General features: G+C 60.8%; 23 protein-coding genes. 3 read left to right on the top strand and 20 right to left on the bottom strand.

What is annotated here, in order from left to right:
• Positions 1–63: 63 nt before the first annotated feature.
• Together J3P90_RS21980 and J3P90_RS21975 are read right to left on the bottom strand one after the other, a co-directional pair.
• Positions 64–237 carry a DUF3094 family protein gene (locus J3P90_RS21980; RefSeq protein WP_039593877.1) on the bottom strand — a complete coding sequence of 58 codons (174 nt, stop codon included), beginning with the start codon at positions 235–237 and terminating at the stop codon, positions 64–66.
• An 88-nt stretch (positions 238–325) separates the two neighbouring features.
• Positions 326–952, bottom strand: a complete 627-nt coding sequence (locus tag J3P90_RS21975) for a DUF1780 domain-containing protein (protein ID WP_030140261.1) — start codon at positions 950–952, stop codon at positions 326–328.
• Positions 953–1096: 144 nt separating this feature from the next.
• Between J3P90_RS21975 and J3P90_RS21970 the strand changes: the two genes are divergently transcribed.
• Positions 1097–1783 (top strand): energy-coupling factor ABC transporter permease, encoded by a 687-nt coding sequence (locus J3P90_RS21970; protein ID WP_420767623.1) that lies wholly within the window; start codon positions 1097–1099, stop codon positions 1781–1783.
• 9 nt (positions 1784–1792) lie between these two features.
• Here J3P90_RS21970 and yacG read toward each other — a convergent pair whose 3' ends face one another.
• From yacG to pilB, 5 genes are read right to left on the bottom strand one after another with little or no spacing between them, the layout of a single operon-like run.
• A complete protein-coding gene (gene yacG / locus J3P90_RS21965; protein ID WP_030140256.1) occupies positions 1793–1999 on the bottom strand; it encodes a DNA gyrase inhibitor YacG in 207 nt (68 codons plus the stop codon).
• Entirely contained in the window at positions 1996–2619 is a 624-nt protein-coding gene (gene coaE / locus J3P90_RS21960; protein ID WP_434675395.1) for a dephospho-CoA kinase, read from the bottom strand. Before coaE ends, yacG begins: the two co-directional genes overlap by 4 nt.
• Positions 2619–3488, bottom strand: coding sequence for a prepilin peptidase (locus J3P90_RS21955; protein ID WP_434609503.1), 870 nt, complete (start codon positions 3486–3488; stop codon positions 2619–2621). The genes coaE and J3P90_RS21955 overlap by 1 nt, the downstream gene beginning before the upstream one ends.
• A 1-nt stretch (position 3489) precedes the next feature.
• Entirely contained in the window at positions 3490–4707 is a 1218-nt protein-coding gene (locus tag J3P90_RS21950; protein ID WP_434675394.1) for a type II secretion system F family protein, read from the bottom strand.
• A 2-nt stretch (positions 4708–4709) separates the two neighbouring features.
• On the bottom strand, positions 4710–6410 hold the full coding sequence (pilB, locus tag J3P90_RS21945) for a type IV-A pilus assembly ATPase PilB (protein WP_434609505.1): 1701 nt from the start codon (positions 6408–6410) through the stop codon (positions 4710–4712).
• Between the two features lie 225 nt (positions 6411–6635).
• Between pilB and J3P90_RS21940 the strand changes: the two genes are divergently transcribed.
• Both J3P90_RS21940 and J3P90_RS21935 read left to right on the top strand, forming a co-directional pair.
• Positions 6636–7067 carry a pilin gene (locus tag J3P90_RS21940; RefSeq protein ID WP_420767618.1) on the top strand — a complete coding sequence of 144 codons (432 nt, stop codon included), beginning with the start codon at positions 6636–6638 and terminating at the stop codon, positions 7065–7067.
• A 305-nt stretch (positions 7068–7372) separates the two neighbouring features.
• On the top strand, positions 7373–7726 hold the full coding sequence (locus J3P90_RS21935) for a BON domain-containing protein (RefSeq protein WP_420767617.1): 354 nt from the start codon (positions 7373–7375) through the stop codon (positions 7724–7726).
• Between the two features lie 317 nt (positions 7727–8043).
• Here the strand turns inward: J3P90_RS21935 and J3P90_RS21930 are convergent, their stop codons facing one another.
• The 13 genes from J3P90_RS21930 to J3P90_RS21870 form a co-directional block, all read right to left on the bottom strand.
• Positions 8044–8343 carry a DUF2845 domain-containing protein gene (locus J3P90_RS21930; protein ID WP_420767616.1) on the bottom strand — a complete coding sequence of 100 codons (300 nt, stop codon included), beginning with the start codon at positions 8341–8343 and terminating at the stop codon, positions 8044–8046.
• A 1-nt stretch (position 8344) separates the two neighbouring features.
• Positions 8345–11278 carry a DUF748 domain-containing protein gene (locus J3P90_RS21925; RefSeq protein ID WP_434675393.1) on the bottom strand — a complete coding sequence of 978 codons (2934 nt, stop codon included), beginning with the start codon at positions 11276–11278 and terminating at the stop codon, positions 8345–8347.
• Positions 11279–11396: 118 nt separating this feature from the next.
• Positions 11397–12413 (bottom strand): class I SAM-dependent rRNA methyltransferase, encoded by a 1017-nt coding sequence (locus tag J3P90_RS21920; RefSeq protein ID WP_434675392.1) that lies wholly within the window; start codon positions 12411–12413, stop codon positions 11397–11399.
• A gap of 216 nt (positions 12414–12629) precedes the next feature.
• Positions 12630–14567, bottom strand: a complete 1938-nt coding sequence (gene acs, locus J3P90_RS21915) for an acetate--CoA ligase (RefSeq protein ID WP_434675391.1) — start codon at positions 14565–14567, stop codon at positions 12630–12632.
• Positions 14568–14758: 191 nt separating this feature from the next.
• On the bottom strand, positions 14759–16423 hold the full coding sequence (pgi, locus tag J3P90_RS21910; RefSeq protein ID WP_420767612.1) for a glucose-6-phosphate isomerase: 1665 nt from the start codon (positions 16421–16423) through the stop codon (positions 14759–14761).
• Between the two features lie 284 nt (positions 16424–16707).
• Positions 16708–17088: an aspartate 1-decarboxylase gene (panD, locus tag J3P90_RS21905; protein WP_003228271.1), complete on the bottom strand. Its 381-nt coding sequence runs from the start codon at positions 17086–17088 to the stop codon at positions 16708–16710.
• 214 nt (positions 17089–17302) lie between these two features.
• On the bottom strand, positions 17303–18163 hold the full coding sequence (panC, locus tag J3P90_RS21900) for a pantoate--beta-alanine ligase (protein ID WP_434562266.1): 861 nt from the start codon (positions 18161–18163) through the stop codon (positions 17303–17305).
• The gene (gene panB / locus J3P90_RS21895) at positions 18160–18960 is read right to left on the bottom strand and encodes a 3-methyl-2-oxobutanoate hydroxymethyltransferase (protein ID WP_420767610.1); all 801 of its coding nucleotides are present in this window, start codon (positions 18958–18960) and stop codon (positions 18160–18162) included. Before panB ends, panC begins: the two co-directional genes overlap by 4 nt.
• A gap of 327 nt (positions 18961–19287) precedes the next feature.
• Positions 19288–19773 (bottom strand): 2-amino-4-hydroxy-6-hydroxymethyldihydropteridine diphosphokinase, encoded by a 486-nt coding sequence (folK, locus tag J3P90_RS21890; protein ID WP_434675390.1) that lies wholly within the window; start codon positions 19771–19773, stop codon positions 19288–19290.
• A gap of 3 nt (positions 19774–19776) precedes the next feature.
• Positions 19777–21174 (bottom strand): polynucleotide adenylyltransferase PcnB, encoded by a 1398-nt coding sequence (locus J3P90_RS21885; RefSeq protein ID WP_420767608.1) that lies wholly within the window; start codon positions 21172–21174, stop codon positions 19777–19779.
• A gap of 715 nt (positions 21175–21889) precedes the next feature.
• Positions 21890–23323: a sigma-54-dependent transcriptional regulator gene (locus J3P90_RS21880; RefSeq protein ID WP_420767606.1), complete on the bottom strand. Its 1434-nt coding sequence runs from the start codon at positions 23321–23323 to the stop codon at positions 21890–21892.
• A gap of 22 nt (positions 23324–23345) precedes the next feature.
• Positions 23346–26300: a sensor histidine kinase gene (locus J3P90_RS21875; protein ID WP_420767605.1), complete on the bottom strand. Its 2955-nt coding sequence runs from the start codon at positions 26298–26300 to the stop codon at positions 23346–23348.
• The gene (locus tag J3P90_RS21870) at positions 26284–26460 is read right to left on the bottom strand and encodes a hypothetical protein (RefSeq protein WP_003176118.1); all 177 of its coding nucleotides are present in this window, start codon (positions 26458–26460) and stop codon (positions 26284–26286) included. The genes J3P90_RS21875 and J3P90_RS21870 overlap by 17 nt, the downstream gene beginning before the upstream one ends.
• Positions 26461–26525 lie beyond the last annotated feature (65 nt).

Here is a 26525-nt window from a genome sequence, read left to right as displayed (position 1 = left end):
ATCTCGCAAGGCTAAAGGAATTCGGTGCCGTTACCTGCGCGAGCGTCAATGACAAAAAGCGGCTCATAGCGTCAGGTAACTGATCAATCGGCTCAACAGGCCCAGGCCAATCGTGATGGCCAGTACCACCACCAGGAGCATCCACGGCCGGAAAGGCCGGCGCTCGACTCGGTGCTGGGACAGTTGCAGGTACTCTTCGACATGCTTCTGGTCATCTGGGTTCAGGCGGCTGGTCATAAAGGCCTCGTCAGGTAGACGTTGCGGAATGTGAAGACGTTACAGTGTCTGGCTATCCGGCGTATACAGCCCTGAGACGACAAGCGAATCACAGGCTGATCCCCACGTCGAAGACAATGCTGCGGCCCAGGTTGCCTCGCAGGAAGTCCGGCGCATCGGGGTGGGCGAACAGCACCCGGGCGAACGTCGGCCCCACCAGCGACAGCGAGCGCCAGCCCTGGCGCAGGTATTCGGTCGGCGGTGGGAAGTGGCTGTTGAGGTCCAGGACTTCGCGCTTGAGGCTGGCGAACGCGATGATGTCCAGTTCGCCCAGGTCCATGCCACGCTCGGTGTAGTTATGGGCTTTCTTGCGTAGGGTCGGTGCCAATCTCATCAGAAACTCATTGGCGGGAATTCGTCGGGGCTTGGCCTCGCGCCGCACCAGTTGGCTCAGTGAGAAGGCACTACGACGACGCTGCAGTTCATCGCGCCATTCGTCATTGAGACGACGGCCCTCGTCGAGCACAAAAAATACTTCGAAATTGGCGTCGCGAAACAGCACATCCGGCGGCTCTCCGGCCGGAGCGAATTCGTCGGCGCGATAAGGCACGTTGAGCCCTTGTAACAGGCGCTGGCAGACCCACCGCTCACGCTCCCATTTGCGGGCGTTGGAGAGAAAGGCGTTGGCCTGCTCGGCCGCGATGGTCAGCAGGCGTAAATAATCGGAATCATCCATGAACCCAAGCTTAGCGTTCAATTGCTACAAGCCCAAAGCGTTGCGTTGATTAATGGCGTCCCGTGGGGAGGTGTAGACTGCCAGCTTGAATCTCGGGGCGACCACGGGGTCTGTGTTGCACGGGCATGCCAAAGGAGTAGATCGATGATCGGAGCCGAATTGCTCTCGTCGCAGACCTTGGTGGCCGGCTGGCTGATCTATGTGCCGGCGCTGGCCTGGGCGGTGGCGCGTGCTCCGTGGGTCGAGCTGTTTACCGACGGTCGTCGCCAGCATCTGTTGTTCGGCACGGTGTTCGCGCTGTTCATGTTGTGGCTGGTGCGACGAGACTTCGACACGGGCGTTTCGTATCACTTCATCGGCCTGACCGCCGTGACTCTGCTGTTGGACTGGCCGCTGGCGATCCTTGGTGGCTTGTGCGCGCAGCTCGCGCTGGTGCTGCTGGGCCGTCAGGACATGATGGCGGTCGGCATCAACGGCGCGCTGTTGGTTCTCCTGCCAGTGCTGATCACTGAGTGTTGCGCGATCCTGGTGGAGCGTGCCCAGCCGCGCAACCTGTTTGTGTATATCTTCTGCTCGGGGTTCCTGGCTGCCGCGCTTTCGGCGCTGGTCTGCCTGCTGCTGGGGCTGGGCCTGCTCTGGCATGACGGCATATTTGCCATGCCTTACTGGCTGGGGGATTTCATCGGCTACCTCTGGCTGATCATTTTTCCCGAGGCTTTCATCAACGGCATGGTGGTCAGCGCGTTGGTGGTGTTCAGCCCCGAATGGCTGGAGACTTTCAACCGCACGCGCTACCTGTCGGCACCCTGGAACGACGACGACAAGCCTTGATTGCGCCGTTTAATGGTGGGAACGAGGGTTGAAGTCTTCGCTGAACAACTCATCCTCGGCATCCGGTGCCACGGGGATCTTGTGTTCTTCCGACGCCCAGGCGCCCAGGTCGATCAGCTTGCAGCGATCTGAGCAGAATGGCCGGAATTTACTTTCAGGGGTCCACTCGACCGGGGCGCCACAGGTTGGGCAATCGACGATGGGGGGTTGGCTCATGGTTGGCCTCCACGCAAGGTAAGGTAAAAGTGATGCAGGCGCTCGACCTCGCTGTGCAGCCAGGTGAGATCGCGGTCGTTGACCACCACATCGTCGGCATGGTCCAGGCGGTCCTGACGGCTGGATTGGGCCTTGAGGATCGCCTGGACCTGCTGTTCGCTGGTCTGGTCGCGCTGCAAGGTGCGTTCGATCTGCAGTTGTTCAGGCGCGTCGATCACCAGGATCCGCTGGGTCATTGCGTATTGTCCCGACTCGATCAACAGCGGTGACACCAGGATCGCGTAGGGCGATTGGGCCTGCCCCAGATGATGGGCAATTTCCTCGGCAATCAGCGGGTGCAGCAGCTTTTCCAGCCAACGACGCTCATCGGCATTCTCGAAGATCAGCGTGCGCAGCGCCGAGCGATCCAGCGCGCCGTCTGCCTGCAACACGCCAGGGCCGAAGTGCTCGGCAATGCTTGCCAGTGCCGGGCGTCCAGGTTCGACCACCCAGCGTGCCGCATGATCGGCATCGATCGCGTGCACGCCCAGGTCGATGAAGTGCTGGGCGGCCGCGCTCTTGCCGCTGCCAATGCCGCCGGTCAGGCCGAGAATCCAGGGTTTTTTCGCAGGGCTGTTCATTAGAAACCGACTGACTGCCAATAGAAGTCGGTTATTTGACCACCCCAGAGCAGCGCAATCCAGCCGGCGATGGCCAGATAGGGACCGAAGGGGATTTGTGTCGAGGCCGGCGCGTCCCGCATGCGCAGCACAATAATGCCGACGACGGCGCCCACCAGCGAAGACAGCAACAGCGTCAGCGGCAAGATTTGCCAGCCCCCCCAGGCGCCCAGCATCGCCAGCAACTTGAAATCGCCGTAGCCCATGCCTTCCTTGCCGGTGATCAGTTTGAAGACCCAGAACACCGACCACAGCGCCAGATAACCCGCCACCGCGCCCCACAATGCCTGGTTCAGCGAGACGAACAGCTCGAAGCTGTTGACGATCAGCCCCAGCCACAACAACGGCAGTACGAGGGTATCGGGCAGCAGCTGATGCTCGGCGTCGATCAGGCTCATGGACAGTAGGCCCCAGCTCAGCACCATCGCCATCGCGGCGTGCCAGCCGAAGCCGAAATGCCAGGCAACGAAAGCCGACAGCGCGCCGCAGGCCAGTTCGGTCAGTGGGTAGCGCTTGCCGATGGGCGCGGCGCAACTCGAACAACGGCCCCGCAACACGAGGTAGCTCAGCAGCGGAATATTTTCCCACGCCCGGATACGGTGGCCGCAATGAGGGCATTGGGAATGAGGCAGCATCAGGTTGTAGACCGGGCCAGGGGCCTGCGTCGGCAGGCCCAGCAGGTCCTGGGCTTGCAGGCGCCATTCACGGTCGAGCATCTTGGGCAGGCGCCACGCCAGCACATTGAGAAAGCTGCCGACGATCAGCCCGAGCAGCAATGCGGTCAGCACGAAAGCCAAGGGGTAAAGCACGAAGAATTCGCTCAGGGGCATGTCAGATCGCAGAGCCGAGTTGGAAGATGGGCATGTACATGGCAACCACAAGGCCACCGACCACCACCCCCAGGATTACCATGATGAAGGGTTCCATCAGGCTGGTGAGGTTGTCCACCAGATTATCCACCTCGGCTTCATAAAAACTCGCCACCTTGTCGAGCATGTCATCCAGCGCGCCTGATTCTTCGCCGATGGCGGTCATCTGAATCGCCAGGTTCGGGAAAACGCCGGAAGCGCGCATTGAAAAATTCAACTGCATGCCGGTCGAGACATCCTGCCGGATGCGTTGTACCGCGCGCTTGAACACTACGTTGCCGGTAGCGCCCGACACGGAATCGAGGGCTTCGACCAATGGTACGCCGGCCGCAAAGGTCGTCGACAGCGTACGGGCGTAGCGAGCCACGGCGGACTTGTACATCAAGGTGCCGATCAAGGGCAGCTTGAGCAGCCATTTGTCTCGCCAGTCACGAAATGCCTGGGAACGCTTGAGCGCATATTTCACGCCGAAGAACCCACCCACCAGCCCTCCCAGCAACATCCACCACCACTCTTGCAAGAACTCCGACAAGCCGATGACCATCAGCGTGAAGGCCGGCAGCTTTGCGCCAAAGCCTGCGAATACCGACTCGAACTGCGGCACGACCTTGATCAGCAGGATGCTTGTGACCACGGCGGCAACGGCGATCACCGCGGCAGGATAGGTCATGGCTTTCTTGATCTTGGCCTTGAGGGCCTCGCTTTTTTCCTTGTAGGTCGCGACGCGGTCCAGCAGCGTGTCCAGGGCACCGGCCTGCTCACCGGCATCTACCAGGTTGCAGTACAACTCGTCGAAATACTGGGGGCATTTGCGCAGCGAGGCGGCGAAGCTGTTACCGGCGGCGACCTCCTGCTTCACCTCGTCCACCAACTTGCGCATATTCGGGTTGTCGAAGCCCTCGCCAATGATGTCGAACGCCTGCAGCAGCGGCACCCCGGCCTTGAGCATCGTCGCCATCTGGCGGGTGAACAGGGCGATGTCCAACGGCTTGATGCGCTTGCCCTTGCTGAATATCGAGGTGGACTTTTTGCGAACCTTGCCGGGGTTGATGCCCTGCTTGCGCAACTGTGCCTTGACCAGTGCCGGGCTTTGGCCGGTCAGTTCGCCGGACATTTTCGTGCCTTTGCGGTCTTTGCCTTCCCACGCGTAGACGTCGGTTTTTACTGCCTTGACCGCCATGTTCAATCCTTGGTGACCCGGTTGATTTCTTCGAGGCTGGTGATGCCTTGCATCACTTTGAACAGCCCCGAGGTGCGCAAGTCGTTAAAGCCGTCCTTGCGCATCTGCAGGTCGATTTCCAGGGAGTTGCCCTCGGCCATGATCAATCGTTGCAGCTCTGGCGTGTTCTTCACCACTTCGTATACCCCCACGCGACCTTTGTAACCGCTGTTGCACTGTTCGCAACCGACCGGCTCATAGATCGTGAATGAGCCGATGCGTTCCCGGGGGAAACCCTCTTTAAGCAGGGTTTCCTCGGGAATCTCGATGGCTCTCTTGCACTGTGCGCACAGCTTGCGCGCCAGGCGCTGGGCGATGATCAGGTGGACCGCCGTGGCAATGTTGAAGCCGGGGATGCCCATGTTCTGCAGGCGGATCAGTGTCTCGGCGGCGCTGTTGGTGTGTAGGGTGGACAGCACCAGGTGCCCGGTCTGGGCGGCCTTGATGGCGATTTCGGCGGTTTCCAGGTCACGGATCTCGCCGACCATGATCACGTCCGGGTCCTGACGCAGGAACGAGCGCAGGGCATGGGCGAAATCCAAGCCCTGGCGCGGGTTCACGTTGACCTGGTTGATGCCTTCCATATTGATTTCCACCGGGTCCTCCGCCGTGGAGATATTGATATCAACGGTGTTGAGGATGTTCAGGCCGGTGTAGAGCGACACGGTCTTGCCCGAGCCGGTCGGCCCGGTCACCAGGATCAACCCTTGTGGTTGCTTCAAGGCTGTCATGTACAGGTCTTTCTGTTCCGGCTCATAGCCCAGGGCATCGATGCCCATTTGCGCGCTGGAGGGATCGAGGATCCGGATCACCACTTTTTCCCCCCACAGCGTGGGCAGGGTATTGACCCGGAAGTCGATGGACTTGGTCTTCGACAGGCGCATCTTCAGTCGACCGTCCTGGGGTTTGCGTCGCTCGGAAATGTCCAGGCTCGCCATGACTTTCAAGCGCGCGGCAATGCGGTTGGCTAGCTGGATGGGAGGCTTGGCGACCTCCCGCAGCATGCCGTCGGTACGCACCCGCACCCGGTAGGTTTTCTCATAAGGCTCGAAGTGCAGGTCGGAAGAGCCGCCCTTGATCGCGTCCAGCAGCATCTTGTTGACGAAACGCACGACCGGCGCATCGTCGCCGTCCTGCCCCGCGATAGTGTCCTGCTTGCGGTCGTCGATCGACTCGATGTCCAGGCCGTCGAGATCGACGTCGGCCATGCCCTCCAGGCCGGTGCTGCTGGATTCGAAGAATTTTTCGATGGCATCGCTGAGCTTGTCGTCTTCCACCAGGATGGCTTCGGTGGTCAGGCCGGTGCTGAACTGGATGTCGTTGATGGCTTGGTGATTGGTGGGGTCGGAAATGCCCACATAGAGCTTGTTGCCGCGCCGCCACAGCGGCAGCACGTGATGCTGGCGCACCAGTTTCTCGCTGACCAGGCCGGCGGGCTGGTTGTCTTTGTCTAGGCTGTTGAGGTCCAGCAGGGCGATACCAAAATGCTCGGAGGCGATTTCCGCCACCTGGCGGCTCTGGATCAGTTTGTTTTGCACCAGGTAGCTGACCAGGGGCACTCGGTTGCGCTGGGCCTGTTGAAAAGCATGCTGCGCGCTTTGTTCGGTGATCAGTTCAGCCAACACCAATTGCTTGGCCAGGCCGCTGAGGGCGATGTCATTCATGGGGATACCGGACGCGGACTGTTCATGATTTATAGCCTAGTCAAGCATCGGTGGCTGACCAGCGAGCAGAGGTGACAAAAAGCGTCAGATAGTGCGGCTGTTGGGGTAGGAGGTTGATCTCATGCGGCAGGGAAAGCCTGGGCTGGCGGGGCTTCCAGGGTTGGCATGTGCCCTGCAATGACCGTTTCAGGTCATGAGATTTCGACTCATGCACGGGAGATGTCTATGAATAAGCAAAAGGGTTTTACACTGATCGAGCTGCTGATCGTGGTGGCGATCATTGGGATCCTGGCGACGTTTGCGTTGCCGCAGTACTCGAAGTACCAGGCGCGGGCGAAGGTGACGGTCGGGCTGGCGGAAGCTTCTTCATTGAAGGTGCCGGTTGAAGACCTTCTGAATAAAGGTACAACGCCAACCGCTGCCAACACGGGCGTACCGGCGTCGAGCAATAACTGCACGATGACCATTGGGGGTGACGCGGCCGCTGGGACGGCCAGCATCACTTGCACTATCAAAGAGGCACCTGCCTCCATCATAGGCAAGACGATCATTCTCAGCCGTGCCGGGACAGGTGCCTGGACATGTACTTCTAACGTTGCGGAAGAGTTTTTGCCTGCGGGCGGTTGCACAGCAGCGGCTGGCGCGGCAGCGGGTTGACAGTTGTTGCGAGACTACCCAAAGCCCCGCATCAGCGGGGCTTTGTCATTTAGCGGGGGTAAATCTCCAATATCGAAATAACCTCGGTAATTCATGAGCTTAGCAATCGGCAAAACCCGCATGTTGCATGTACCAAATCCCTCGGTCATGCAATTTGCATGATTATGACAATAACCGCTTCGCTTAACTGATTGATTTATAACGAATTTCACGTTGTTTCAAAACTGGCACAGCCTTCGCACTACTCCTGACAACCTGCCGCGATGCAATTTCGGCAGTTTCTGAGAAAAACAGGAGTTACTCGTATGAAGAAGTTCGCTATCACTGCCGCTGCTGCCACTGCACTGACCCTGACCATGGCTAGCGCTTTCGCCGAGACCACTCAAGCAACTCAGGCCCCGATGATGCTGGCTGCGGGCGAAGTGACAGAGGCTAAGGAAGACGTTTCCGATACCTGGATCACCACCAAGGTCAAGGCCGACCTGGTGACCGAGAAAGGCATTCCAGGCTCCGACATCAAGGTTGAAACCAACAAGGGCGTCGTGTCCCTGTCTTCGACCGCTGTGTTGAGCGATGCCCAGAAAGACACCGCCGTCGCGATCGCCAAGAAAATCAAAGGCGTACGTGATGTGTCGGCCGATGGCCTGAAATCCGAGTAAGGCAAGGCTTCTCGCCTGGACGGGAGAAGGCGCGGCAAGCGGGCTGTGTTTTACGCTTGCCGATGCTTTGGAGTTCATGCGAAAGGCCACATGGACGTGGCCATTACAGGCCCCCGGCATTCGTGCCGGGGGCCTGTTCTATTTTGGGAAGGAGAGAATGTGAGCCAGTCAGGGAAACCGGGTAGTCCCTTTCGCGAGCAGGCTCGCTCCCACATTTGATCGCATTCTTCCAGAAACAACCCGGCCCCTGTGGGAGCGAGCCTGCTCGCGAAGGCGTAGGCACTGTCGCTGCAGATACCCTGGAATAGCCCAACCAATCACCGCCCACGCTTGCTGGTAATCTCCACCAGCCGATTCCTCTCGAAGCGCAAGTACTGGTACATCCCGCTACGGGGTCCGTAAGTCCATTCCTCCACCGGATACTCCTCCCGGCGGTTGACGCTGCGTTTGTAGCCCAGATCATCACGCGCTGCAGGCTGTCCACATTTTTGCAGCACCTCGCTCGTACGATCACCGATGCTGATCAAATGGCTGCCACAGCGCAACGTATTGGCGGCTGTGGCCTGGCCGGCTGCCAATAGCAGCAGACTCAGGCTGAATCCGTACCAATACTTCATTTCACTCCGCATCCAGATGCATTGGCGTAATGACGGTGCCGTCCTTTTCGGCCTGGCCCAGGCTGGCGTCAATGAAGTACACGCGGTCATCGGCCAGCTTGCCCTTGTCCACGAGGAAATCCTTGATGCTGCTGGCCCGCTCCTGGCCCAGTTCGCGCAACAGTACATCACTGCCGCTCCAGAACTTGATGACGCCTTCACGGAGCTTGTCGATGCGGGCCTGTTTGTCCAGTTGCGTCCATTCAGCCGGTGGCTGGGTCTTCAGGCGGGTGCGGTAGATACCTTCCAGCAGCGGGGCTTTTTCGTCTTCCGGTACTTGCAACAGGGAAGCCTTGGCCGGGACTTTATCGCCCCGGCGCTGCAGTATCTTGTAGTAGTTGTACTGATATTCGCGTTCCAGGCGCTGGGCGGCGAGCAGCGGGCCGTCGCTGCTCTGGGCGGCGGTACCCTCGATCTCCAGGCGCAGTTCCGGACGTTTGCCCAAGGCCTCGGACAACTTCAACAACACGCTTTCGTTGTCCTGGCTCAGGTCGCTTGACCCGGGGGCGAACGCCACGCTGCCCAAGTCTTCCGAACCGCCGCCGGCCACCAGCCCGCCGATGAGCTTGAACGGTGCCTGGGCAGCGCGGACCACCAGGTTGCGCAGGGTTTGCCAGACGATTGGCATCACGCTGAACTGCGGGTCGTTGAGGTTGCCGGAGACCGGCAGTTCAATGGAGATCCTGCCCTCGGAGTCCTTGAGCAGGGCGACGGCCAGCTTCAGCGGCAGGCTCACGGCGTCCGGGCTGTCGACCTTTTCGCCCAATTGCAATTGCTCGACCACCACTTTGTTGTCGGCCTGGAGCTGGCCCTTGGTGATCCGGTAATGCAGGTCGAGGTTGAGCCGGCCCTTGCGGATGCGATAGCCGGCGAACTTGCCGGAGTAGGGCGTCAGGGTCGTCAACTCGACCCGCTTGAAACTGGTGGCGATATCGAGACTGGCCATTGGGTCGAAGGGGTTGACCGCGCCCTTTATGGTCACCGGTGCGTAGCGGTCGACCTTGCCTTTTACGTCCACGGTGGCGGGCTTGGCCTGGCGGCTGTCGATGGTGCCGATCTCTCCGTTGAGCTGCTGGATGGCCGTGGCGAAGTTCGGCGTCAGGCTGAAGTCGGCGAAATTGGCCGAACCGTCATTGATCGCAATGGCTCCGACGTGAATGCCCAGCGGCTTTTCCTTCGATGCCGGTTTGGCCCCGCTGTCCTTGGCCGTGCCGTCGGCGGGTTGCGGGATCAACAGGTCGTCGACGTTGGTGGTGCGATCGTCATTGATCATGAACCGCGCGTAGGGTTGGAGCAGATTGACCTTGGCGATCGACAGGCTGTCGCCATGCTGGTAGTTGAGGCCCTGGAGTTCAAGGCGTTGCCATTTGAGGAAGTCGCGGGTCTTGAGCGTATCGAGGGTGTGCAACTGGTCGACCTGGGCGCGGCCGGTGACGGCCAATGCCAACGGCTCGGTGCTCTTGAGATCCACCACCAGGTCGCTGCCGAGCATCCCGGAGCGTAGCTCCAGGCGAATGAACGGGTTGATGTAGGCCTGGGCGACTCGCAGGTCGATGTCCTGGGTCTTGACGTTGAGCTTCGCGGTGACCGGGTTGAGGTTGACCACGCCGTCGGCGAGTAACTTGCCCTGCTTGCCCAGCCCGGTATCCAGCTTCAGGTTGAAGGGCGAGCCGTTGAGGGTGTCGTAGTTTTGCAGGTCGAGGTTCAGTGGGCCAACCTCCAAGGCTACGGGCGGCTGTGCCTGGCGGTCGGCCAGGTGCACGTGGTAATCGCGCAACTGCACGTCTTTGAGCAGCACTTGCCACGGTTTGCTGGGTGCTGTCGGCTCAGGCTTGGGCGAGTCGGCGGCTGCCGGGGCCGAGGCGGGTTCGGCCTTGACCTGCGGTTTGGCTGGCTGGCTGGCGAATAGCTTCTGCCAGTCCAATTGTCCGTCCGCTTCCCGAGCGGCCCAGGTTTCCAGCTTTTGACTGCGGATCTTGCCGACGATGACCTGCTGCTTGGCCAGGTCCAGGGAGGTTTCGCTTACGTCCAGGCGCTCCAGCCGTGCCAATGGACGGCCGTCAGGCGCCTTCATGGCGAACGGCGCGACGCTGACCGCTGCGTTGCTGAGCAGCAATTGCGTGCCCTGGGCGAGGTTGAGCTTGTAGTCGGTGCTGAGGTTCAGCACGCCGTTTTCCAACACCAGGGGCACCGCGTCACGCACGTAGGGCCACCAGGCTTTCATCTGTCCATCGGTAATTTTCAGTGTGCCCTCGGAGGCAATTGGCGCGAGGCTGAAATTGCCCGTCCAGTCGATCTGCCCACCCTCGGGGCCCGCGGCCACCAATGTCATGTCTGCGCTGTCGTCGGGTAGGGTGCTGAGGTTTTTCAGCTCGAAATCGAGGGCGTCGTACAAAAACTCGATGGGCTCGCTGGGGCGCAGGTCCTGGAAATGCACGTAGCCGCTGGCAAGCCTGACCCGATCCACCCGCAGGGGAAACGGCTTGGCATCCGGATCGGCCGGGGTCGGCTCGCTGGGTGGCAGTTTGAACAGGCCCAGCAGGTTCAATTGGCCGTCCTTGGCGAACAACACTTCGGTCTTGGGCTTGTCCAGTTCGATGTCCGCCAGGTGCAGGGCGCCCGTCCACAGGCTGTCGACTTGCAGGTTGGCGTAGAGGCGTTCGAAGCCGACCTGCTCCTTGCCCGGCTCGCCGACGATCAGGCCCCACAAGGTCAATTCAAGGCTGAAGGGATTGAGTTCGATACGCTGGATCTGGGCCGGCACCGTGGCGTGGGCAGCCAGTTGCTGATTGACGATGCGCAGGGCGATGCCCGGCAAGATCAGGAAACCCATCAAGCTGTAGAGGGCCAGTGCGGTCAACAGGGCGCCGAAAGCGCGAATCAATCCTTTGGGCATGTGTGGCTTCGTCTGGTATGAATCGGAGTGCCTTGGAGTATGGCATGCGTTTACGGTTCCGAAGCCACTGTGTTTTATGAGATTTGTCCGTTTTTTTGGTGGGATCGCTGAGGCGTGCTCAGAATTGAAGAATCAGCGTTTTGAGCGGTGGCTGCTGGTCCCGCGACGGGAAATCGTCGCCGGGCGCCAGCACGCTCCACTCGCGGACCGGGCGACCAGCCTTTTGCGCACAACGCAGGACTTGTTCACGCCAGTCCTCCATGGGCACTTTCGCCAGGTTGTTGCAGCAGATCAGCACGCCATCGTCGGCGGTAGCGAGCAGCGCCGGCTTGAGCAGGCTCTGGTAGTCGCGCAATAAATCGACGGTGCCGAATGCGCTCTTGGCCCACGCGGGTGGGTCGAGGAGCACCAGATCGTACTGGCGCTGTTCCAGGCGCACGTAACTTGGAAGTTTCTGTCCGCGCCGTTGGCTGACGGGCAGGCCGGCCAGCTGGCGGATTGCTGGAAAATAATCCGATTGTACGAATTCCATCGTCGGCAGCTCGGGATTGAGCAGGCCATTCTCGCGGCCCACCGCCAGATTGCCTTCGGCAAAATCCAGGTTGCAGACCTCCCGCGCCCCGCCGGCCGCCGCGCTGAGCCCTACACCACAGGTGTAGGCAAACAGGTTCAGCACGCTTTTGTTCCGGCTGTGCGCCTTGACCCAGCCGCGCGCGTTGCGCAAGTCGAGAAACAACAACGGATCCTGCCCGGCATGGCGGCCGCGGACGCGGTAGTTCAAACCCCACTCATGCCCGACGAGGTCTTGCAGGGCGGCCTCATTGGCCTGGTAGACGCTGTTCTGACGGTCGATACGCGAATTGCCCCGGGAGCGGTCGTTATAGACCAGCAGGGTGTCGAGGCTCAGGTGTTCATTGACGATGCCGTGCAGCTGCAGCAAGGGTTCCAGTTCCAGCGACTGATGGAAACTCTGCACCAGCAGTTGCGGGCCATAGCGGTCGACGGTGAGGCCCGGCGCGCCTTCCTGGCTGCCGTGGAACAGGCGATAGCAATCGGTGCCTTGCTGGTGCAGTTGGTCGAGCAGGGCCTGGCGTTGGTCGAGGGCGGCGCGCAGCGCCAGATTCAAGGAAGACATGCCGGGCGCGCCTTAGAGAAATGAGGCGCGGGAGTTTAGCAGTTATGGATACTCGGGTATTGTCTGCAGATTTGAGTCAGGCAGCGCTTTTTGTGGCGACGGAGCTTGCTCCCGCTGGGGTGCGAAGCGCCCCTTTTTTTCAAAGGGGCGATAGCGATTGCGTCTGCTGCGCAGCCGAGCGGGAGCAAGCTCCCTCGCCACGGGGTTTATGTTGTCTCAGCGGTTCAGGCGTTTGTCGATCAAACCCTCCACCACGCTCGGGTCGGCCAGGGTCGAGGTGTCACCCAGGCTGTCGAGCTCGTTGCAGGCGATCTTGCGCAGGATCCTGCGCATGATCTTGCCTGACCGGGTCTTCGGCAGCGCCGGCGCCCACTGGATCAGCTCCGGCTTGGCGAAACTGCCGATTTCCTTGCTGACATGGGCCAGCAGCTCTTGCTTCAGCGCGTCGTTGGCCTCGACGCCGTCCATTGGCGTGACAAACGCATAGATGCCCTGGCCCTTGAGGTCGTGGGGATAACCAACGACGGCCGCCTCGGCGATGTTGTCGTGCAACACCAGCGCGCTTTCCACTTCAGCGGTGCCGATGCGGTGGCCCGAGACGTTGATGACGTCGTCGATACGTCCGGTGATCCAGTAGTCGCCGTCTTCGTCGCGGCGGGCGCCGTCGCCGGTGAAGTAATAGCCGGGGTAGGGTTTGAAGTACGTATCGACCATGCGTTGATGGTCACCGTAGACGCTACGAATCTGTGCCGGCCAGCTGGATTTGATCGCCAGCACGCCACTGCCCGGCCCGCTGATCTCCTTGCCGGTCTCATCCAGCAGCACCGGCTGCACGCCGAACATCGGCCGAGTGGCGCAGCCCGGCTTGAGCCTTGGCGCGCTCACCAAGGGGCTGAGCATGATGCCGCCGGTTTCGGTCTGCCACCAGGTATCGACAATCGGGCAGCGCTGCTCGCCGACGACGTTGAAGTACCATTCCCACGCCTCGGGGTTGATTGGCTCACCGACGCTGCCGAGCAAACGCAGGCTCTTGCGAGACGTGTCCTGCAAGGGGGCGGCGCCTTCGCGCATCAGGGCGCGCAGGGCGGTCGGCGCGGTGTAGAATATATTGACCTGGTGTTTGTCGATTACCTGCCAGAACCGCGAACTGCTCGGGTAGCTCGGCACGCCTTCGAAGATCAGCGTGGTGGCGCCGTTGGCCAGCGGGCCGTAGACAATGTAGCTGTGGCCGGTGACCCAGCCGACGTCGGCGGTGCACCAGAACACTTCGTTGTCGCGGTAGTCCAGCACGTACTTGAACGTCATCGCGGCTTGCAGCAGATAGCCGCCGGTGGTGTGCAGCACGCCCTTGGGCTTGCCGGTGCTGCCGGACGTATAGAGGATGAACAGAGGGTCTTCAGCGTCCATCGGCTCGGGCTGGCAATCATCGCTCACTTCATGGGTGGCCTGGTGATACCAGAGATCACGGCCTTCGACCCAATCCACCTCGCCCTGGGTGCGCTCGACCACCAGCACGGTGCTGACGTTCGGGCAGCTTTGCAGCGCCTTGTCGACATTACGCTTGAGAGGTATGAAGCGCCCACCGCGTACGCCTTCGTCGGCGGTGATGACGGTGCGGCAGTCGGCGTCGAGGATCCGGTCGCGCAGTGAATCCGGCGAGAATCCACCGAACACCACCGAATGCACCGCACCGATGCGGGTGCAGGCGAGCATGGCGTACGCCGCCTCCGGGATCATCGGCATGTAGATACATACCCGGTCGCCTTTCTTCACCCCACGGCTTTTCAACACATTGGCCAGTCGGCAAACGTGGTGATGAAGTTTGCTGTAGGTAATTTGTGCCGATTCGGCAGGGTTGTCGCCTTCCCAGATGATCGCTGTCTGATCGCCTCGGGCTTCCAGGTGACGGTCAATGCAGTTGGCGCTGACGTTCAGCTTGGCGCCGGTGAACCAACTGGCTTCGCCACTCCTGAGGTCGTAGCGCTGGACGGTCTGCCACGGCGTCATCCAGTCGAGAAAGCGCGTGGCCTGCTCGGCCCAGAAGGCGCTGGGGTGTTCGATGGATTCCTTGTAGAGCCGCTTGTACTCGTCTTGACTCAGTTGCGCAGCCCGGCGGACGGCATCGGCTTGGGGGTACTGGCTGATATCGAACATGACGGTTCCTTATTCTTGTTTTGCGACAAGATATAAAGATGCGCCCAGTGGCCGTAGGGTTCAAGTCACCCATAAGCAACTGTGGGAGCGAGCCTGCTCGCGAATGCGGTGGGTCAGTCAACTTAGGTGTTAACTGATCAACCGCTATCGCGAGCAGGCTCGCTCCCACAAAGGCAATGCAAAACCTGGGATCAGCCGCGATGACGCCCGCGGAAATAATTGATCAGGCCTTGGGTCGAGGCGTCTTCGGCCGCGCTTTCCTCGCTGCCCACCAGACGGTTGTAGACGCCTTTGCCCAGTTCCTTGCCCAACTCCACGCCCCACTGGTCGAAGGCGTTGATGCCCCAGACCACGCTTTGTACGAAGACCTTGTGTTCATACAGCGCGACCAGCGCACCGAGACGGCGCGGGCTGATGCGTTCCACCACCAGGGTGTTGCTCGGACGGTTGCCCGGGATCACCTTGTGGGCGGCCAGTTTCTGTACGTCTGCTTCGCTGACGCCTTTCTCACGTAGCTCGGCCTCGGCTTCGGCGCGGGTCTTGCCGAGCATCAGTGCCTGGCTCTGGGACAAGCAGTTGGCGTACAGCCACTGGTGATGGTCGGAAACCGGGTTGAAGCTGACGATCGGCACGATGAAGTCGGCCGGGATGAATTGGGTGCCCTGGTGCAGCAACTGATGGTAAGCGTGCTGGCCGTTGGCGCCGACGCCGCCCCAGATCACCGGGCCAGTGTCGGTGGACACCGGCGTGCCGTCCTGGCGGACGCTCTTGCCGTTGGACTCCATGTCCAGCTGTTGCAAATGCTTGGTGATGTTGCGCAGGTAGTGGTCGTACGGCAGGATCGCGTGGCTCTGCGCACCCCAGAAGTTGCCGTACCACACGCCCAGCAATGCCAACAGCACCGGCATGTTCTGTTCGAACGGCGCACTCTGGAAATGCTGATCCATGGAATAGGCGCCGGACAGCAATTCCTTGAAGTTCGACATGCCGATGGCCAGGGCGATCGGCAGGCCGATGGCTGACCACAGCGAGTAACGCCCGCCGACCCAATCCCACATCGGGAAGATGTTTTCTTCGCGGATGCCGAAGGCCACGGCGGCGGCGTTGTTGCTCGACACCGCGATGAAGTGGCGATACAGCTCCGCTTCCGAACCGCCTTGGGCCAGGTACCAAGCACGTGCAGCTTGGGCGTTTTTCAGGGTTTCGAGGGTGTTGAAGGATTTCGACGAGACAATGAACAACGTGGTCTCGGCGCGCAGTTTCATCGTCAGCTCGTGGAACTCGCTGCCGTCGATGTTCGCCAGGTAATGGCAGCGAACGCCCTTATGCGTGTAGGACAACAACGCTTCGGATACCAGCTGCGGGCCGAGGAAGGAGCCACCGATACCGATGTTCACCACGTCGGTGATCGGCTTCTCGGTGTAACCGCGCCACAGGCCGTCGTGAATGCGGCCCACCAGGTCGGTAATCTGGTTCAGCACTTTGTGCACGTCTGGCATCACGTTGACGCCATTGACCAGCAACTTGTCGCCGACCGGGCGACGCAAGGCGGTGTGCAGGGCGGGGCGGTTTTCCGAGGCGTTGACGATCTCTCCTTCGAACAGCGCCTTGATCGCGCCCTGGAGGTCAACTTCGTTCGCCAGGCCCACCAGCAGGTCGCGGGTCTGGGCGTTGATCAGGTTCTTCGAATAGTCGAGAAACAGGCCGCAGCTCGACAGGGTGAATTGGTTGAAACGCTGCGGATCGGCATTGAACGCTTCGCGCATGCTGAAATCCTGCATGGCTTTGCGGTGGTCATTCAGCGCTTGCCAGGCGGGCAGAGCGGTCACGTCTTGAGGAGTTCGGTAATACGCCATCGCTGCGGGTTTCCTTTTTACTTGAACGACCTTTTGTACACGAAAAATTCCGGCGCGGCTCGAAGCGGGCTTCCGGATAACTGCACCGACACGATCACCAGGCGCAGGGCGACTACAGTAAACCTCGCGTTGCGATCTGTCTTGACTTTGTCTGACAGTTTCCCGGTACTTTTTTATACAGCGGGGGATGGAAGGGGCCGACAGACGGAACGCGGTGGATCCTGATGAATCACTGTGGAAGCGAGCTCGCTCCCACACAAGTATGGTGATGCAGAGGGTTTCGGTCAGGCGACCTGAACCGGAATGGCGTTGCTGGTATGGCTCAGTTCGTTGCCCGGCGCCATGTAGAGCATGCGAGGCTTGAAGTTGAGCAGCTCGGCTTCGCTGTAGTGGGCGTAGGCGCAGATGATGACGCGATCGCCCACCTTGGCCTTGTGCGCGGCGGCGCCGTTGACTGAAATCATCCGCGAGCCTTCTTCGCCACGAATCGCGTAGGTGGTGAAGCGCTCGCCGTTATCGACGTTGTAGATCTGGATCTGTTCGTATTCACGGATGCCCGACAGGTCCAGCCATTCACCGTCAATGGCGCAGGAGCCTTCGTAATCGAGCACGGCGTGAGTGACTTCGGCGCGGTGCAACTTGGCCTTGAGCATGATGGCGTGCATGGGTGTTTCCTCAGGTCGGGTCCAAACGGCGGGCAGTTTGCCCGAAGGCTTTGGGAGCGGCAATACGGCTGGAATTTGCAAATGCAGTCTGTTGAATACCACATCCCCCTGTGGGAGCGAGCCTGCTAGAGATAGCGGTGTGCCAGTCAAAGTCGATATCAACTGATCTACCGTTATCGCGAGCAGGCTCGCTCCCACGTTCGGACTGAGGTGTTCAGGCGGGCGCGTCGAGATCCAGGTGCAGGTTGTCGATCAACCGTGTGGTGCCCAGGAAAGCAGCGGCCAGGATCACCAGGTCGCGGTCCTCGCTCACGGCCGGACGCAAGGTCTTGGCGTGACGGATTTCCAGGTAGTCGGGGCGCAGGCCCGCGGCTTCGAGTTGCTTGAGCTGTTCATCGATCAACGCCGGATAATCCCGTTGCCCCTGCTGGATAGCTTGAGCGATCTGGCTCAGGACGCGATAGACCACGGGCGCGACGGCGCGCTGCTCGGGGCTGAGGAAGCCGTTGCGCGACGACAGCGCCAGGCCGTCCTCGGCGCGGACGGTTGGCTCACCGATAATCTGGATCGGCATGTTCAGGTCATGGACCAATGCGCGGATCACCGCCAATTGCTGGAAATCTTTCTGGCCGAACACTGCCAGGTCCGGCTGGACCATATTGAACAGTTTGCTCACCACGGTCGCCACACCCTCGAAATGCCCCGGACGGCTGGCTCCGCACAATCCTTCGGACAACTGCGGGACGCTGACCCGGGTCTGCCCGGCCATGCCATCGGGATACATTTCCTCGACACCGGGTGCGAACAGCAAATGACAACCGGCCTGAAGCAGTTTTTCCTGGTCAGCGGCGAGGGTGCGGGGATATTTGTCCAGATCCTCGCCAGCGCCAAATTGCAGCGGGTTGACGAAAATACTTGCCACGACGAAATCGGCTCGTTGCGAGGCTTTGGTCACCAGGGCCATGTGGCCGCTGTGCAGGTTGCCCATGGTCGGCACGAAAGCGATGCGCTTGCCCTCGCCGCGGGCGCGGGCCACTGCGGCGCGGAGTTCGCGTACGGTCTTGACGGTGTTCATGCGGAGAATCCGTGCTCAGCGCCGGGAAAGGACGCAGCCTTCACTTCGGCGACATAGGCCTGCAGGGCTGCCTGGATAGAGGGTTGCCCAGCCATGAAGTTTTTCACGAATTTCGGCACGCGACCGGTGATCGACAGCCCGAGCATGTCGTGGAGCACCAGCACCTGGCCGTCGGTGGCGTTGCCGGCGCCGATGCCGATCACCGGGATGCTCACTGCCTGGGTGATTTCCTGGGCCAGTTCGCTGGGCACGCATTCGAGCAACAGCATGGCGGCTCCGGCCTGTTCCAGCGCGATTGCATCGGCACGCATCTGCCGCGCTTGGTTTTCACTGCGACCCTGGACCTTGTAACCCCCCAGGATATTCACCGCCTGGGGGGTGAGGCCCAGGTGTGCGCATACCGGGATACCACGCTCGGCCAGCAAGCGGATCGAATCGGCCAGCCACAACGCGCCTTCGATCTTGACCATGTGCGCGCCGGCCTGCATCAGCAGGGCGCTGTTGGTCATGGTTTGCTCGAGGGTGGCATAGGCCATGAAGGGTAGGTCGGCGAGGATCAGCGCATCGGTGTTACCGCGTTTGACGGCGGCCACATGGTAGGCCATGTCGGCGGTTGTCACCGGCAAGGTGCTGTCATGACCTTGCAGCACCATGCCGAGGGAGTCGCCCACCAGCAACACTTCAACTCCGGCCTCGTTGCAGGCATTGGCGAAGGTGGCGTCATAGCAGGTCAGCATGGTGATCTTCTCACCTTTCTGCTTGAGACCTTGCAGCGTGGTCAGGGTAATAGCTGGCATGAAAAAGTCCTCATTAGGCGCTCCAATACAGGCGCACCTTCTATGCACGGTGCTTGTAAGGCCTGGATTGCACCCATTAGCGCCGCGTTGGCGGCGACGGGACGCCTATAGTCGTGAGGAGTACCGGGGAAGTCAATTGGATGTGTTACCGCCGGGTGTTACCGGGGTTACTGATGCGTTTCAGCGCAGGGGCGTGTTTCGAATCTGACTGCCGGGTCCCGGATCCTTGGGAGCGAGCTTGCTCGCGATAGCGCTGTGTCAGTTACAGGTGGGGCAACTGATCCACCGCCATCGCGAGCAAGCTCGCTCCCACAGGGGATGTCTTCGTCAGATAAGAGGCAAGCGTTCCAGGCCGGCGAATGGGCACGCCGCAAGCAGGTCCTTGAGACGGCGTCCGTCAGCGAGGCGCAGGTCGGCGGGCGCCAGCTCTGCCAGGGGATAGAGCACGAAGGCCCGGGCCTGCATATGGTAATGAGGAACCTTGAGACGGGGTTCGTCGATCAGGCGATCGCCGAACAGCAGGATATCCAGGTCCAGCGTCCGCGGGCCCCAGCGCTCCAGGCGTTCACGCCCTTGATCGGTTTCGATGGCTTGCAGCGCATCGAGCAGATCCAGCGGTGCGAGGCTGCTCTCCAGCGCCGCCACGGCGTTGGTGTAGCGTGGCTGGCCAGGAAGCAGCGAGTCGCTTTGATAAAACGCCGAGACGCCTGCCAATCGGGTCTCGGGCAGTCGCGCCAGCGCTTCGACGGCGCTGCGCAGTTGTCCTGCGGGTTCGGCCAGGTTGCTGCCCATGCCGATGTAGATGCGTTCCATCGCTTACTCGCCCGAGGCGCTCGGTACACCCGCGCGCTTGCGCTTGGCACCGCTGCTACGTCGGCGCTTGCGCGGGCCGCCGGTGCCGTCGTCCTTGCCGCTGAGGTCACGGATCATGTCGCGGCGTTCGCTGTCGTTGGCGTCCTGGTAATCGGTCCACCATTCGCCCAGGCCATCGGTCTGCTCGCCCGCGCTTTCGCGCAGTAGCAGGAAGTCGTAGCCGGCGCGGAAACGCGGGTTGTCCAGCAGCAGGTCGGCACGTTTGCCGCTGCGGCGGGGGAGGCGTTCCTGCATGTCCCAGATTTCGCGAATCGGCATCGTGAAACGTTTTGGAATGGCGATGCGCTGGCACTGTTCGGCAATCAGCTCGTGGGCGGCTTCCTGCATCGCCGGGATCGGCGGCATGCCGCGCTCTTGCAAGCGCAAGACGCGGGCGGGGAGGGCCGGCCAGAGCAAAGCGGCGAACAGGAACGCCGGAGTTACCGGTTTGTTCTGCTTGATGCGCAGGTCGGTGTTGATCAGCGCTTCGCTGATCAGTGTGTGGGTGTAGGTCGGGTTGTATTCCAGCGCCTCGGCACTGGCTGGGAACAGCGGGTCGAACAATTGCAGGTCGACGAGCATCTCGAAGGTGTCTGCGGCGTTGCCTGAAAGGAACAGCTTGAGCACTTCTTCGAACAGGCGAGCCGAAGGAATTTCCCTGAGCATTGGGGCCAGGTCGCGGATAGGCGCGGCGCTGTGTTTCTCGATACCGAAATCCAGTTTGGCGGCGAAACGCACGGCCCGCAGCATTCGCACCGGGTCTTCCTGGTACCGCTGCCTGGGATCGCCGATCAGGCGGATGAGCCGATTGCGGATGTCGTGTACGCCGTTGGCGTAATCGAGGATGCGTTCGCTGACCGGATCGTAATACAAGGCGTTGATGGTGAAGTCGCGGCGTTGCGCGTCTTCTTCCAGCGTGCCGTAGACGTTGTCGCGCAGGATGCGTCCGCTTTCGTTGCGAGAAGACTGGTTGCTGTCTTCGTCTTCGTCATTCTGCGGATGGTTGGCGCGAAAAGTCGCCACTTCAATGATTTCGCGGCCAAAGTGGATATGCACCAGCTTGAAGCGACGCCCGATGATCCGTGCGTTACGGAACTCGGCCCGTATCTGCTCTGGCGTGGCGCTGGTGGCGACGTCGAAATCCTTGGGGGTGATGTTCAACAGCATGTCACGCACGCACCCGCCGACCAGGTAGGCCTGGTAGCCGGCGTTCTGCAGGCGTTCGACGATGTTCACCGCGTAACGGCTGAATTGGGCCTTTTGCAACGAATGCTGGCCGCTATTGAGCACTTCAGGCGTGCTGCGTATGTGTTGCGTACGACGCAAGGGAGAACGGAATGACTGGAACAGCTTCTTCAGCATGGGATGCACTGTTTGAAGGAATATTCGGCCAAAAACCAAGAATGACCGCATGATGGGCGGGGATTCTAGCATTTAGTCGAGGGATGGTGTAGGACGCAGGCGTTTTGTATTGCAAGCGTTGAGCGACAGGCTTGTAGGATGCGGGAAGGCTGAACGACAGAAACCACAAGGGGAGCCGAAGCTCCCCCAGAATTAGTTGCGTGCTCTTTTTTTATTATTGGTTTCGGGCTTCTTGTTTTTGTTGAGCGCCCATATCACGAGGTCTTCCCTTCGTGACCCTCCCAATCGGGAGCCAAGAGCAAACGGATTGCTTTGGTCGCTGTGTTGCAGTGATCAATCGATCCAACCAGTTCAGGCACCTGTCTTGAGACAGTTTTTATTGTTCTCGGCCTGGTTGTGGGGCAAGCCCCAAATACAACGCCTCTCCAAAAGAATCAGTTAGCTGCGCCTCTCGCCGTCTTGTTTTTATTGTGCGTGAGTCGATTCGTCTTATTTTTATTGTCTTGTGCATTGCTTGTTGTTGTTCTTGTACCAAAGCTATAGCAGGGTGCGTGCCAACTTTTGCAAGGCCCAGGAAAGACGGGGGTTCTATGCTTATTCCGGTTTGCTCGGGGCAAAAAAAAGCCGGGATTTCGTTACCGTAAACCCCGGCTTTTGTTACGTGAAAAAGCTGAGGTAACAGTTTTTTCACATCCAGCGATGTTACCTGGGCACCTCAGCTTTCGCTGGTGGCCCCGGTCTTGCGCCGTGGAATACCCAGGCGCTGCCGGCGTTCCCACAGGCATTTGCGGCTCACGCCCAGCTTGCGCGCCAGCTCCGTCTCGGTCATGTGGTCCTGGTGCTCGAGGACGAAGTGCTGGAAGTAGTCTTCCAGCGACAGGTCCTCGGTGGGCTCGTGGCTGGTGTTGTTCGCGCCGTTTTGCTGCGGTGCGAGCCCGATGAACTCTTCATCGTCCAGGTCGCCCACCTCGATATCGATGCCCAGCAGGTCGGCGGAAATTTCCGGGCTCTCGCACAGGATCACCGCGCGCTCCACGGCATTCTCCAGTTCGCGTACGTTACCCGGCCAGGCGTAGTGACGAATGGCCTGCTCGGCGTCCGGGGCAAACTTGAGGTCGGTGCGGTTGACACGCGCACTCTGGCGGGCCAGGAAGGCATTGGCGATTTCATTGACGTCCGCGCCACGCTCGCGCAGCGGCGGCAGCTTGAGCGCGATCACGTGCAGGCGGTAATACAAGTCCTCACGGAACTGGCCGATCTTCGCCAGGCTCTTGAGGTCCCGGTGGGTCGCCGCGATCAGGCGCACATCGACCTTCTGCGATTGCACGGAGCCCACCCGGCGGATCTCGCCTTCCTGGAGCACGCGCAGCAACCGCGCCTGGGCTTCCAGAGGAAGTTCGCCAATTTCATCGAGAAACAACGTGCCGCCGTCCGCTGCTTCAACAAGACCGGCGCGCCCGGCGCTGGCGCCCGTGAATGCGCCTTTTTCGTGGCCGAACAATTCGGACTCGATCAGGCTTTCCGGGATGGCTGCGCAGTTCACCGAGATCATCGGGGCCTTCGCCCGGCGGGACAGGTTGTGCAGCGCCCTGGCCACCAGTTCCTTGCCGGTGCCGGACTCGCCCTGGATCAGCACATTGGAGTCGGTCGGCGCCACTTTACGGATCTTGCCGTAAAGGTCCTGCATCGGAGGGCAAGAGCCGATGATGCCGATTTCGCCGTTGCTGTTGCTTGCGCCCACCTTACCGGACGCCGCGGCCTTACCGTTCGTCGCTTCCGCTGGCTGGCTGCTCGCCGTCTGTCGATCACGCAGGATCCGGGCCACGGCCTGGAGCATCTCGTCGTGGTCGAATGGCTTGGCGATGTAGTCGACCGCGCCCATTTTCATGGAATCGACCGCCGAGCGCAGGCTGGCGTAGCTGGTCATGATCAGTACGGGCGTGCCCTGGCCGAGCTTGATCAGCTCGGTGCCGGGTGCGCCGGGCAGGCGCAGGTCGCTGACGATCAGGTCAAAGGTTGGAATACTGAAGCGTTCTTGTGCTTCCTGCACGGAACCGGCTTCGCTGACCTGGTACTGGTTGCGTTCCAGCAGGCGGCGCAAGGCGGAGCGGATGATTGTTTCGTCTTCGACGATCAAAATGTGCGGCATTGATTCGATTCTCTCGACGGTCTCAGTTCACAGCGGACGTCGCTTCGACATGACGCGGCAAGGTCACCCGAATACGGGTGCCGCGTTGGCTCTGAACATCGGCCGGGCTGTCGATGGTGATTTGTCCATAATGCTCTTCAACGATGGAATAGACCAGTGCGAGGCCCAGACCGGTGCCTTCGCCAGGATCCTTGGTGGTGAAGAAGGGTTCGAACAATCGGTCCATGATGTTCTGTGGAATACCGCTGCCTTCGTCTTCGACGATCAGGTCGACGGTATGTTCGAAAGCTTCGCTCTTGACCCGTACCGCGCTGCCGGCCGGTGAGGCGTCGCGCGCATTGGAGAGCAGATTGATCAGCACCTGGGCGAGCCGTTGGGGGTCGCCGTCGACCCAGTGTTCGGGGTCGCACAGGTTGAAGAACTGGACTTCGAAGTTGCGCCGGTTGAGCGCCAGCAGGCCGATGGCGTCCTGGGCCACTTCGGCCAGGCACACCGGCTCGTCGTTGTGCTGATGACCGCCGGCGTGGGCGAAACTCATCAACGACTGGACGATGCGCGATACGCGCTTGGTCTGTTCGAGAATCTGGCCGCTGATTTCCGTCAGCTCGCCATCGTCCTCGCGCTCTTCGCGCAGGTTCTGCGCCAGGCAGGCGATGCCGGTGATCGGATTGCCGATTTCATGGGCCACCCCGGCGGCCAAGCGACCGATGCTGGCCAGGCGCTCGGAGTGGACCAGCTTGTCTTCGAGCATCTGCGTGTCGGTCAGGTCTTCCACCAGCAGCACCAGGCCGCTGTTGCCCGGCGCCAAAGGCTCGTCGATCGCTGCCTTGTGCAGGTTCAGCCAGCGGGTCTGTCCGTCCAGGGCCAAGTGTTGTTTGTGCAGATGCTCGTCCGGCAGGTCGATGAAGCCTTGCAGCAAGCCTTTCCACGGCTCGCCCAACGTGCTCAGGCGGGAACCGACCACCCGCTGCGCGGCAATCCCGGTCAGTTCTTCCATGGCCTTGTTCCACATGAGGATCTCCTGGTCCTTGGCCAGGGAGCACACGCCCATCGGCAGTTCCTGCAGGGTCTGGCGATGGTAACGGCGCAAGGCATCCAGCTCGGCGGCCAGGCCGGTGAGGCGCGAGTGGTAATCCTCCAGGCGGCTCTCGATGAAGTGGATGTCTTCGGTGACATAGTTCTCGCCGCCGGCCTTGTAGGGCAGGAACGTTTCGACCATGTCCTGGGCCACGCTGGGGCCCATCAGGCCGGACAGGTTGGCTTCGATCCGATCCCGCAACCGACGCAAGGCGTATGGACGGCGTTCGTCGAATGGCAGGTAAAGGTCGCGCAGGGCCTGTTCGACTTCCTTTTGCGCGGCCTTGGCGCCAAGAGGCTTGGCCAGTTGGGTGGCGAATTCCTGGGGCGAGGCAGCGTGCAGTTCACGGCGCTGGGGCCGGCGCACGTTATCCACAGCGCAGGCTTCGGCGGCACTGGCTTCTTCGCTGCTGGCATTGGTGAACAGCGAGATCAGGGTAAACATCAGCACGTTTGCCGCCAGCGAGGCGATGGCTGCCATGTGCCAGCTGGTGTCGTCGAGCACGTAGATCATGTTTAACAGCGGAATATAGAAACCCTGCAGGTTGCCCAGCAGCGGCAGCAGCATGGCGACCAGCCAGACCACGATCCCCGCCAGCAGGCCGGCAATAAAGCCGCGGCGGTTGGCGGTCGGCCAATACAACACTGACAGGACGCCGGGCAGGAATTGCAGGGTCGCAACGAACGCGACGATGCCCAGGTTGGCCAAGTCCTGTCCGTCGCCCAGCATCAGATAGAAACCGTAGCCGGCCATGATGATCGCAACGATCAATGCGCGACGGGTCCATTTCAGCCAGCGATAGATGTTTCCCTCGGCTGGAGGCTGGTAGAGCGGCAGTACCAAGTGGTTGAGAGCCATGCCCGACAGTGCCAGGGTGGTCACGATGATCAGGCCACTGGCCGCTGACAGGCCGCCGACATACGCCAGCAGCGCCAAGGCTTCGTTGTTGGCGGCGATGCCGATGCCGAGGGTGAAATATTCCGGGTTGGTGCTGGCGCCCAGTTTCAAGCCGGCCCACAGGATCAGCGGCACGGCCAGACTCATCAACAGCAGGAACAGCGGCAAGCCCCAGCTCGCGCTGACCAGCGAGCGCGGGTTGAGGTTCTCGGTGAAGGTCATGTGGTACATGTGCGGCATGACGATCGCCGAGGCGAAGAACACCAGCAGCAGCGTGCGCCACGGGCCTTCCTGGAGCGGCGTATGCAGCGCGGCGAGGGCGGTCTGGTTCTGCAACAGCCAGATCTCGAGCTGCTGCGGGCCATCGAATACGCCATACAAGGCATAGAGGCCGACGCCGCCGATGGCGACCAGCTTGATCACCGATTCGAAGGCGATCGCGAACACCAGGCCTTCATGTTTTTCCCGCGTGGCGATGTGCCGCGAGCCAAAGAAAATCGTGAACAGGATAATCAGGACGCAGAAGCTCAGCGCCACTCGGTGCTGCACCGGTTCGTGGGTCAGAATGCTGATGGAGTCGGCGACCGCCTGCATTTGAAGCGCCAGCAATGGCAGCACGCCGACCAGCATGAAGATGGTGGTCAGCGCACCGGCCCAGGTGCTGCGGAATCGAAAGGCGAACAGGTCGGCCAACGAAGACAATTGATAGGTGCGGGTGATTTTCAGGATCGGATAAAGCAGCACCGGCGCCAGCAGGAAGGCGCCGGACACCCCGAGGTAACTGGACAGGAAGCCATAGCCGTATTGGTACGCAAGGCCGACCGTGCCATAAAACGCCCACGCACTGGCGTAGACGCCCAACGAGAGGGTGTAGGTCAGCGGGTGGCGAATGATTGCCCGGGGGATCATGCCTCGTTCACTGATCCAAGCCACGCCGAACAGCACCGCCAGATAGGCGGCGCTGATCAGGATCATCTGGGTCAGGCTAAAGCTCATCGGCATCTTTTTGGCTCTGCAGGATGAAGGTCACGACGATCAGGATCAGCCAGAGCAGATAGGGCCGATACCAGGCACCCGTGGCATCGATCCACCAATCCATGATGGCTGGGGAGAACAGGTAAATCCCCACTACCAGGAGCAGGACCAAGCGATAGATGTACATCCCGGCCTCTCTTTTTTATGCACGTGCCCGAAAACGTGCGGCGATGGTAACGGATAGGCGGCAGG

Source organism: Pseudomonas sp. D3-10, from assembly GCF_051132175.1.
GTDB lineage: Bacteria > Pseudomonadota > Gammaproteobacteria > Pseudomonadales > Pseudomonadaceae > Aquipseudomonas.
The sequence above is the reverse complement of the archived record's forward strand: the minus strand, read 5'-3'. Positions and strand labels throughout refer to the sequence as shown.